12 protein-coding genes are annotated in these 8,555 nt (G+C 65.1%); 7 read left to right on the plus strand and 5 right to left on the minus strand.

Annotation, left to right across the window (positions count from 1 at the left end; all coding sequences use genetic code 11):
• Positions 1-218 precede the first annotated feature (218 nt).
• The 5 genes from SMA01S_RS08825 to SMA01S_RS08845 all read left to right on the plus strand — a co-directional run bounded on the left by SMA01S_RS08825 (position 219) and on the right by SMA01S_RS08845 (position 3,768).
• Positions 219-1,256, plus strand: a complete 1,038-nt coding sequence (locus SMA01S_RS08825; RefSeq protein ID WP_066820450.1) for a COX15/CtaA family protein — start codon at positions 219-221, stop codon at positions 1,254-1,256.
• Positions 1,253-1,564, plus strand: coding sequence for a divalent-cation tolerance protein CutA (gene cutA / locus SMA01S_RS08830; RefSeq protein WP_066820451.1), 312 nt, complete (start codon positions 1,253-1,255; stop codon positions 1,562-1,564). Before SMA01S_RS08825 ends, cutA begins: the two co-directional genes overlap by 4 nt.
• A 164-nt stretch (positions 1,565-1,728) precedes the next feature.
• Positions 1,729-2,208 carry a 50S ribosomal protein L13 gene (rplM, locus tag SMA01S_RS08835; RefSeq protein WP_084250201.1) on the plus strand — a complete coding sequence of 160 codons (480 nt, stop codon included), beginning with the start codon at positions 1,729-1,731 and terminating at the stop codon, positions 2,206-2,208.
• A complete protein-coding gene (gene rpsI, locus SMA01S_RS08840) occupies positions 2,208-2,771 on the plus strand; it encodes a 30S ribosomal protein S9 (protein WP_084250202.1) in 564 nt (187 codons plus the stop codon). Before rplM ends, rpsI begins: the two co-directional genes overlap by 1 nt.
• Before the next feature lie 178 nt (positions 2,772-2,949).
• Positions 2,950-3,768: an alpha/beta fold hydrolase gene (locus SMA01S_RS08845; RefSeq protein WP_066820490.1), complete on the plus strand. Its 819-nt coding sequence runs from the start codon at positions 2,950-2,952 to the stop codon at positions 3,766-3,768.
• Here the strand turns inward: SMA01S_RS08845 and SMA01S_RS08850 are convergent.
• From SMA01S_RS08850 to SMA01S_RS08870, 5 genes are read right to left on the minus strand one after another with little or no spacing between them, the layout of a single operon-like run.
• A complete protein-coding gene (locus SMA01S_RS08850) occupies positions 3,758-5,389 on the minus strand; it encodes a saccharopine dehydrogenase family protein (protein ID WP_066820452.1) in 1,632 nt (543 codons plus the stop codon). The genes SMA01S_RS08845 and SMA01S_RS08850 overlap by 11 nt on opposite strands.
• Positions 5,386-5,826, minus strand: a complete 441-nt coding sequence (locus SMA01S_RS08855; protein ID WP_157093873.1) for a hypothetical protein — start codon at positions 5,824-5,826, stop codon at positions 5,386-5,388. Before SMA01S_RS08855 ends, SMA01S_RS08850 begins: the two co-directional genes overlap by 4 nt.
• On the minus strand, positions 5,823-6,224 hold the full coding sequence (locus SMA01S_RS08860) for a thiol-disulfide oxidoreductase DCC family protein (RefSeq protein WP_066820454.1): 402 nt from the start codon (positions 6,222-6,224) through the stop codon (positions 5,823-5,825). The genes SMA01S_RS08855 and SMA01S_RS08860 overlap by 4 nt, the downstream gene beginning before the upstream one ends.
• Complete coding sequence (locus tag SMA01S_RS08865; RefSeq protein WP_084250203.1) at positions 6,221-6,907, minus strand: DUF4166 domain-containing protein; 687 nt, start codon at positions 6,905-6,907, stop codon at positions 6,221-6,223. The genes SMA01S_RS08860 and SMA01S_RS08865 overlap by 4 nt, the downstream gene beginning before the upstream one ends.
• 16 nt (positions 6,908-6,923) lie before the next feature.
• A complete protein-coding gene (locus SMA01S_RS08870) occupies positions 6,924-7,490 on the minus strand; it encodes a GbsR/MarR family transcriptional regulator (protein WP_066820455.1) in 567 nt (188 codons plus the stop codon).
• Between the two features lie 62 nt (positions 7,491-7,552).
• Here SMA01S_RS08870 and SMA01S_RS08875 point away from each other — a divergent pair, with 62 nt between their 5' ends.
• Together SMA01S_RS08875 and SMA01S_RS08880 are read left to right on the plus strand one after the other, a co-directional pair.
• Positions 7,553-8,023, plus strand: coding sequence for a hypothetical protein (locus SMA01S_RS08875; protein ID WP_066820457.1), 471 nt, complete (start codon positions 7,553-7,555; stop codon positions 8,021-8,023).
• Positions 8,024-8,078: 55 nt separating this feature from the next.
• A partial coding sequence (locus SMA01S_RS08880) for a 1-deoxy-D-xylulose-5-phosphate synthase N-terminal domain-containing protein (RefSeq protein WP_281179174.1) occupies positions 8,079-8,555 on the plus strand: 477 nt, incomplete at its 3' end.

The following is an 8,555-nucleotide window of genomic DNA, read 5'->3' on the forward strand; positions in this document are numbered from 1 at the left end:
AATCCTCCCTACGCGAAGCGTGGGGAGGGGGACCGCCGGCGGCGCCGGCGGTGGAGGGGCCGCAGCCGCGTAGCGGCAAGGATCCCTCAGTCCATTTCCCCTCCACCAAGCCGCTTCGCGTCTTGGTCCCCCTCCCCATCTGCGATGGGGAGGATTTAAGCATACGTCTTCCCCACATCCGCTTCGACAACGCGCACGTGACCGGATAATGGCGCGCGATGTCTTCCTTCTCTCCCAATCGCGAGCGTCCGCGTGCCATTGCGACATGGCTATGGTGCGTCGCCGTTTTGATCGTCGCGATCGTCGTGGTCGGTGGCATCACGCGCCTGACCGAATCGGGCCTGTCGATCACCGAGTGGAAGCCGCTGACCGGCATCGTCCCACCGCTGACCGACGCGCAATGGCAGGCCGAGTTCGCCAATTACCGCAAGATCCCGCAGTACGAGGCGATCCATGCCGGCATGACGCTTGGCGGGTTCAAGAGCATCTTCTTCTGGGAATATATTCACCGCCTGCTCGGCCGCGTGATCGGCATGGCGTTCGCGCTGCCGCTCTTGTGGTTCGCGATCCGGCGGCAGATTCCGCGCGGCTATTGGTGGCGGCTGGTCGCCTTGTTCGCGCTCGGCGGGCTGCAGGGTGCGCTTGGCTGGATCATGGTGCGGTCGGGCCTGTCGGTGCGAACCGAGGTCGCGCCGCTGTTGCTCGCCGCTCACCTGTTGACTGCGCTGTTCACGCTCTCCGGCATCGTCTGGACCGCGCTCGACCTCCAGGCGCTGGCGCGCGACCGCCGGGCATTACCAGCCCGCCTGACCGGGCTGGGTCTGGCGGCGGGCGTCATCCTGTTCGTGCAATTGTTCTACGGCGCGCTGATGGCGGGGCTGCGCGCCGGATTTGTCAGCGACACCTGGCCGGGGATGACCGGGACTTTCTCGACGTTCTTCCCCGGCGCCAGCCAGTCGGGCGAATCGATCGGGCATTTGCTAACCGACGATCCCGCAATCGTGCACTTCATCCATCGCTGGTGGGCCTGGGTGGTGGTTGTGGCCCTGGTGTGGCTGGCCCGCGCGGTGCGCAAGACCGACCGGCCGGCCTCGGTCGCGATCCATAGCGCGTTCGGCATCCAGATCCTGCTCGGTATCGCGACGGTGATGACGCAGGTGAACATCGCGTTAGCCGCGTTCCACCAATTGGTGGGCGCGCTGCTGGTGATCAGCGTGGTATGGGGAGCGCATGCCATCGGCAGGAGGCGCGCATGACCGACATCGCTATCGTCCAGTCAAGCTTCGGCGATCCCGCCGAAGCCGCGCTCGTCGCGCGCAAGCTGCTGGAGGAGCGGCTCGCGGCGTGCACCTCGCTCATGCCGGTCACCTCGATCTATCGCTGGCAGGATGTGACCCAGGAAGCGGCGGAAACGGTGATGACCGCCAAGACGACGATCGAACTGGCTAACCAGGTGGCCGCGCGGATCGGGCAGCTGCACAGCTATGACCTGCCCGTGATCGAACGCTGGCCAGTCGCGGTCGATGAGGCGGTGGCGGCGTGGGTGGGGGACACGACCGGTTGAGGGGGCGGAAAGGCTGATCAGCTCACCGGTACCATAATACCCGTCAGCAAAAGCCCGGTTTTGCTTGACTTTCGCGGGGTCCGGCGGCATTTGCCCGCCACGGACGCGGCTCGGTGACGGGCCGCGCGTTTGTTTTAACGCCATAACCGGAAGGTCAACAGCCCATGAAGGCGCTGATGAAGACCACCAAGTCGGCCAAGCCGCACGAGGTGGAAAAGAAATGGCACATCGTCGATGCCACCGATCTGGTGGTCGGCCGCGCCGCGGTCGTGATCGCCAATGTGCTGCGCGGTAAGCACAAGACCAGCTTCACCCCGCACGTCGATTGCGGTGACAATGTCATCGTCGTCAATGCCGACAAGATCAAGTTCACCGGCAACAAGCTGGCCGACAAGATCTATTACAAGCACACCGGCTATGCCGGCGGCATCAAGGGAATCACCGCGGGCAAGGTGCTCGAGGGGCGCTTCCCCGAGCGCGTGCTGGAAAAGGCCGTCGAGCGCATGATCCCGCGCGGTCCGCTGGGTCGCCAGCAGATGCGCAACCTGCGCATCTACAAGGGCAGCGAGCATCCGCACGAAGCCCAGAACCCCGAAGTCCTCGACATCGCCGGCATGAGCCGGAAGAACAAGGTGGGCGCATAATGGTCGACACCAACAATACCGATGGGCGCCAGTCGCTCTCCGATCTCGGCACCGTCCTGCAGCAGCAGGGTGAGGCCGCCGAAGCGGCTGCCGAGCAGCGCGCCGAAGATTATCTCGAAGGCAAGATCGACGAGCCGGTCCAGACCGCGCCGCTGCGCGCGCAGGAGCTCGACAAGTTCGGCCGCGCTTATGCGACCGGTCGCCGCAAGGACGCCGTCGCGCGCGTCTGGCTGAAGCCGGGCACGGGCAAGATCACGGTCAATGGCCGCGATCAGGAAGTCTATTTCGCGCGTCCGACGCTGCGTCTGGTGATCAACCAGGTGTTCGGTGTCGCCGGCCGTGAAGGTCAGTACGACGTCGTCTGCACCGTCAAGGGCGGTGGCCTGTCGGGCCAGGCCGGCGCGGTCAAGCATGGCATCAGCCAGGCGCTGACCAAGTACGAGCCGATCCTGCGGACCCCGGTCAAGCGCGCGGGTTTCCTGACCCGCGACAGCCGCACCGTCGAGCGCAAGAAGTACGGCCGCGCCAAGGCGCGTCGCAGCTTCCAGTTCTCGAAGCGCTAAGGTTCAGGCCGCTTCGGATCGCGCGAGCGATCCTGGGGCGACCAATCAATCGAAGAGAGGGCGGTCCGGCAACGGGCCGCCTTTTCTTTTGTGCGTTGCGTCAATTTGCGGTCGCGTCGGGATCGTTTCGCTGGCAATCCGATTTGCGGGGGGCGGGCGATTCTAATTGGAGGCAATGATGGCGACGATCACCACGCGAGACGGCACCACGATATATTATCAGGACATGGGGTCGGGGCAGCCCATCCTGTTTTCGCATGGCTGGCCCTTGTCATCGGAAGCGTGGGACCGGCAGTTGGTCGAGTTCGCGCATCTGGGTTTCCGCACCATCGCGCATGACCGCCGCAGCCATGGCCGCTCGTCCCAGACCTGGGACGGCAATCACATGGACCAATATGCCGATGACCTGGCCGAACTGATCGAGCAGCTCGACCTCAAGGACATCGTCCTGGTCGGCCATTCGACCGGCGGGGGCGAAGTTGCGCATTATTGCGGGCGCCATGGCACCGACCGCGTCGCCAAGATCGTGCTGGTCGGCGCGGTGCCGCCGATCATGCTCAAGAGCGACAGCAATCCCGAAGGGACGCCGATCGAGGCGTTCGACGGCATTCGCGCAGGCACGCTCAACCGCGCGCAATTCTACAAGGATTTGTCGGTGCCGTTCTACGGCTTCAACCGCGACGGCGCCAATGTGCAGGAGGGGCTGCGCGAGAACTTCTGGCTGCAAGGCATGCTCGGCGGGCTCAAGGGTCACTATGACTGCGTCCGCGAATTCTCCGAAGTCGATTATACCGAGGACCTCAAGAAGATCGCGGTGCCGGCCCTGGTGATCCATGGCGATGATGACCAGATCGTGCCGATCGCCGCAGCCGGGCTGAAGTCGGCCAAGATCCTGCCCAACGCCACACTCAAGATTTACGAGGGCGCTCCTCACGGCCTCGCTGAGACGTTGCCCGAGAAGTTCAACGCCGACCTGCTGGCTTTCATCAAGAGCTGATTGGCACCAGCCAGCCGGTGTAGCGAATGATTGCGCCGATCAGTGGTGCGCGAATGGCGACGAGGAAGCGGAAACGCCCCGCCTCGTCCTGCCATTCGCGCGCCTCGATCCGCGACGCGAGGACGCGGGGCAGGGGGAGGCCGAACGCGCTCCAACCGGAGAGTTCCATCGCGAGTCCTTTTGCATCGGATGGCAGCGCGAAGGCGAAGCGCAGCGGGCCGAAGCGTTCGACCACGTGATCGTCGCGCTGGCTAAGCATGCTGTGGAAACGATGCGGGCCGAAGCGGCGGGTCCAGGTCTCCGCGTCGTTGTGCTCCGCAAAGGCGACGTGGAGCGGGTAAGTGCCGGCGGGCGGGAAGCGCATCAGCCAACTGGTCAGCCGTGCGATCGGATTGGTGCCGCGCTCGACCGTGCCTTCGCCGGCAGCGCCGCCATCTCCATAGAGATCGTGCATCATACGCACCGCCGCGGGCAGACGGTCGAAGCGTTCGCCCATCGCCCGAGCATAGAGCGGCACGAGCGGGCGTTCGGTGGTCGCGTGGACGATCGACAGGCCGGCAAACAGCGGTTCGAACTGGCCGATCGTCAGCAGTGTCGATCCATCGCGTGATCCCGGCGATAAGCGTCTGGCCAACGCTTCTTCCGCCAGTAACGCCGCCGCGAGCGTCGGGATCTCGGGGCCATCGTCATCGCTCGCGATCAGCGTCCAGCGGCGCTCGATGCCGGATCCTTCAGCGATGCCGCGCAACGTAACCGACATCGCCGACCGATCGCTGCCGGCGCCGCGAGTCAGGCGCTGCAACGGCAACAACAGACCGGCGAGCCCGCGAAGCGACGTGACCCATTTCCAGCGGACCGGCCAACTGAGCAACCACAGCGCTATCATCTGGAAGCCGAGTTCGGTTCCGGCGCGAAAGGTCACTTCGGGGCGGCCTGGCAGTTGCTGCGGCAGGACCTCAAGGTCAGGTACGTCGGCCAACGCGATCCAGCGTGCGAGCGGCTGGTGTCCGGCGATCGTGAAGCGCTCCCGGCGCAATTCCTGCCAGCCATAGCCTTCGGCCTCACGGCGACCGCGCCACAGCCGTACCGGCCGCCCGACATAGCTCAGAATCGCGCGCGCGACCGAGGGCCCGACCGCGGCGCGGTTCGATGCGCTGATGGCGATATCGACCTGCGTCACGCGGTCCATGCCTTCGGCCAGGTGTCGTGCAACCGCGCCCGACAACGCCGGCACACTCGACGCGCCGGAAACGATCGCCACCCCCGCCGCGCGTGCCTCGGCGTCGAAGCGCGCGATCCCGGTGACGAAATCGCGCGCGTCGGCGAGGTCGAGATAGGGGATGCGCATCGCGACACAGGCTTCGACGACCATCGTTCCGCTCGCCTGGAACGGGCCGGCGGCGTCTATCACGAGGTCGGGGCGATGCCGCGCCATCACCAGCCCGATACCGTGGTCGCGATCGGCGACCACCGGCTCGGCATGGTCCAGCCTGTTGCAGAAAGCCGCTGCTTTGTCGGCGCTGCGTCCGGCGACGAGCACGTCATGGCCGGCCGCAATCAGCCGCCGCGTCATTCGCGCGCCGAACCCGCCATAGCCCCCGATGACGAGGATGCGGCTCATCGTGGTTCGATCGGGCGCGCGCCGTATAGCGCGCGAAAGACCAGGCCCGCCCCCGCGCCTGACAGTACGAGCATCGCCAGCCCATTTAACGTGTCGGCGATGGGGAAAAGCTCATCGCCCCATCTTTCGAAGGGCGCGCGGACAAGAACGAAGAGCGTCGCAGGGAGCGCGGCGGTGAGCATCGCTGTGATCGCCGAATTTCCCCAGCTCACCGATCCACTGCCAATGATCCATTTGGCGAGCGGAGGAGCCGCGAGACCGCCAAGGAAGAGCGCGATCATCACCGAAAAGAACACCATCCCGATGTAAGCGCTGACATCGACCCGGCTGTTGCCCCAGCAAACCAGCGTCGCGGCGACTATGCCGCCGGTGACCGCAGCGATCGCTCCCGAAGCAAGCAGGCCCATGTGCGGCTCAGTGACGGGTGGGCGGGTCACAGTATCCGATCCCGGAACGCAGGATCGGGCACCCAGCATGTGTCGCGGTGGCCGAACAGCCGATATCGGTTGCGCGCAATCCAGCGATAGACGGGATCGCGTAGCATAGGCGGAGCTGCGCGGAACAGTGCACCCGCGCGCCACGGCCAGCCGAGCCTGGCCCAGATCGCCAGGATCGCATCGCTGTCGCGCCGCACGCGATCGCCTTCGACCACGATCAGCGTGTCGGGGGCTGCGGGATCGATCCCGAAGCGGCGATAGAGTGCGCTGCCCGCCTCTCCCTGCATCGAGGCGAGCCGGAAGCGGCCCTTGCGGTCATGGTTCAATACGAATTGCGCATTGGCCGAGCACAACAGGCATTCGGCGTCGAACACGATGATCGGACGCGTCGCGCTCACGGCTCGACCGGATCAGCGAACAAGGCGACTTGATGAATCAGTTCGCCGAGCCAGGGATGGACAAGGTCGAGCGCGAAGACGAACCGGCCGCCGCCGATATCCTGATGCCGGATCACCAGCTCGCCCGGCGCGAGCCAGCGCGGCCAGCGCAGTCTTACGTCGAACAGACGAAGGAAATAATGGTCGCCGATGAACAACAAGGCATCGCCTTCGGTCGTGAGCCGTAATGCGATGCCGATGCCGTGGCCGAGATATTCCTCCAGGCCGGTCGGGCCGGCAAAGCGCTTCGCGCTCTGGATGACTTGCGGAAAGCCCGCTGCTCGGCCGTAATGGCGGCTCCAATATTGGCCGCTTCCCGCGCGATCTTCGGTGATGCAAACGGTTGCGGGCACGCCGGTATCGCGGCCCAGCGGCAACGGCGCACCGATCGCCCGCGCGGCTTGCGCCAATAGCCAACCTGCCACCGTCATCCGGCATTCGACCACTTCGCCGCTATAAGTGATAGCAGCACCCGCCAATGCCTTGCGTTCGAACCGTTGGCGCACCGTGGCGGGAAGCTTTGCCCAGTGTCCCGCCGGCAGCAAAGCGGCGAACTGGCTGGTGCCCGCGGGCTGGGACGCGGCGACGCTGCGCCGCCATCCGGCATATCGTGCTCCCGGCACCTCGTTCGCCAGCGTCGCCATCGTTCGTCTCCTGCGGTCAGGCGTCCTTCGCTTTGGCCTTGGGTAGGAAAGCGAGGATGCGCTTGCCCATGCCGATCAGCATCATCAGCCGGCTGGGCGGCACTTCGATCATCTGCTGGTACCAATCGTCGATCGTCATCACGAAGTCGCGCATGTCGTCGATCCGCTGACGCGCGACTCGGCCGATCTTGGGATCGCGCGCTGCGGTGTCGGCACAGGTCCGCAGCGCCGCCACGGCAGGGTCGATCTCGCGCTCCTTGCGGCCTTGTGCGATGCGGGTCAGCATCTGCCACAAATCGACTTCGGCCTCGTAATGGTCGCGGCGGTCGCCCATCACCGGCACGCGGCGGATCAGCTTCCAACCCATCAATTCCTTGAGCGAGTTGGAGGTGTTGGAGCGCGCGATGCGCAGCATGTCGCTCATCTCTTCCGCATGGAGCGGCCGCTCGCTCAGGTAGAGCAAGGCATGGATCTGCGCGACCGAGCGGTTGACGCCCCATTGCCCACCCATTTCACCCCAATGCAGCACGAACTGGAGCACCGCAGGAGGGAGGAGGTTCGACTCATCGGTAATTTCTGTCATTACAGAAATATATGATATAAAGTACTTGGAGTCAATGCATCGTCCGGTTATCGTCGCCGGCAATGGAGCATCCGGAGACCCTGGCGACGATCGTCGACTTCCTGCGCGACATCGGCATCGCCGTCGAAGCCGCGACGCTGACCGATGATGGTTTTCTGCCCGCAATGACGGTGCGGGAGGGGCGTTTGCTTTACGATCCGGAAAGGCTGCGCTGGCCGGGCGATCTGCTGCACGAAGCGGGGCATATCGCCGTGACGGATCCGGCGTTGCGGCCGACGGTCAGCGAGTTCGACAGCGATGGCGGTGATGAAATGGCCGCGATCGCGTGGTCATACGCCGCTGCGCTGGCGGCCGGAATCGAACCGCGCGTCGTATTCCACGATCATGGCTATCGCGGAGATGGCCAATGGCTCGCCGAAACCTTTGCCGAGGGCCGCTATATCGGCTTGCCGATGCTGCAATATTACGGGCTCGCGCGTGTCCTTGCCGAGGACGGCGCCGCATATCCGGCAATGATCAAGTGGTTACGGTGAGGCAATGATAACTCGATCAATCGACACGCACCGGACGCTGCGGTAAAGCGGTCCGATGGCTGATCTTCCTTCGACGCCGCTGCTCGACACTGTTTCGACGCCGGCCGATCTTCGCACTCTCAAGCCGGAGCAGCTGCGTCAGCTGGCCGATGAGTTGCGCGCGGAGACGATTTCGGCGGTGGGGACGACCGGCGGCCATCTCGGCTCGGGGCTGGGCGTGGTCGAGCTGACCACCGCGATCCATTATGTGTTCGACACCCCCGACGACCGGCTGATCTGGGACGTCGGGCACCAATGCTATCCGCACAAGATCCTGACCGGGCGGCGCGACCGCATCCGTACGCTGCGCCAGGGCGGCGGCCTGTCGGGGTTCACCAAGCGCTCCGAGAGCGAGTACGACCCGTTCGGGGCAGCGCATTCCTCGACCTCGATCTCTGCAGCGTTAGGCTTTGCCATCGCCAACAAGCTGGCGGGGAGACCTGGCAAGGCGATCGCGGTGATCGGCGACGGCGCGATGTCGGCGGGCATGGCG

The sequence above is a fragment of the Sphingomonas mali NBRC 15500 genome, assembly GCF_001598415.1.
GTDB lineage: Bacteria > Pseudomonadota > Alphaproteobacteria > Sphingomonadales > Sphingomonadaceae > Sphingomonas > Sphingomonas mali.

What these genes read in the sequence shown, in the direction of transcription:
- SMA01S_RS08825 (WP_066820450.1), top strand. Translation starts at nt 219, where the DNA reads ATGTCTTCCTTCTCTCCCAATCGCGAGCGTCCGCGTGCCATTGCGACA.
- cutA (WP_066820451.1), top strand. Translation starts at nt 1,253, where the DNA reads ATGACCGACATCGCTATCGTCCAGTCAAGCTTCGGCGATCCCGCCGAA.
- rplM (WP_084250201.1), top strand. Translation starts at nt 1,729, where the DNA reads ATGAAGGCGCTGATGAAGACCACCAAGTCGGCCAAGCCGCACGAGGTG.
- rpsI (WP_084250202.1), top strand. Translation starts at nt 2,208, where the DNA reads ATGGTCGACACCAACAATACCGATGGGCGCCAGTCGCTCTCCGATCTC.
- SMA01S_RS08845 (WP_066820490.1), top strand. Translation starts at nt 2,950, where the DNA reads ATGGCGACGATCACCACGCGAGACGGCACCACGATATATTATCAGGAC.
- SMA01S_RS08850 (WP_066820452.1), bottom strand. Translation starts at nt 5,389, where the DNA reads ATGAGCCGCATCCTCGTCATCGGGGGCTATGGCGGGTTCGGCGCGCGA.
- SMA01S_RS08865 (WP_084250203.1), bottom strand. Translation starts at nt 6,907, where the DNA reads ATGGCGACGCTGGCGAACGAGGTGCCGGGAGCACGATATGCCGGATGG.
- SMA01S_RS08870 (WP_066820455.1), bottom strand. Translation starts at nt 7,490, where the DNA reads ATGACAGAAATTACCGATGAGTCGAACCTCCTCCCTCCTGCGGTGCTC.
- SMA01S_RS08875 (WP_066820457.1), top strand. Translation starts at nt 7,553, where the DNA reads ATGGAGCATCCGGAGACCCTGGCGACGATCGTCGACTTCCTGCGCGAC.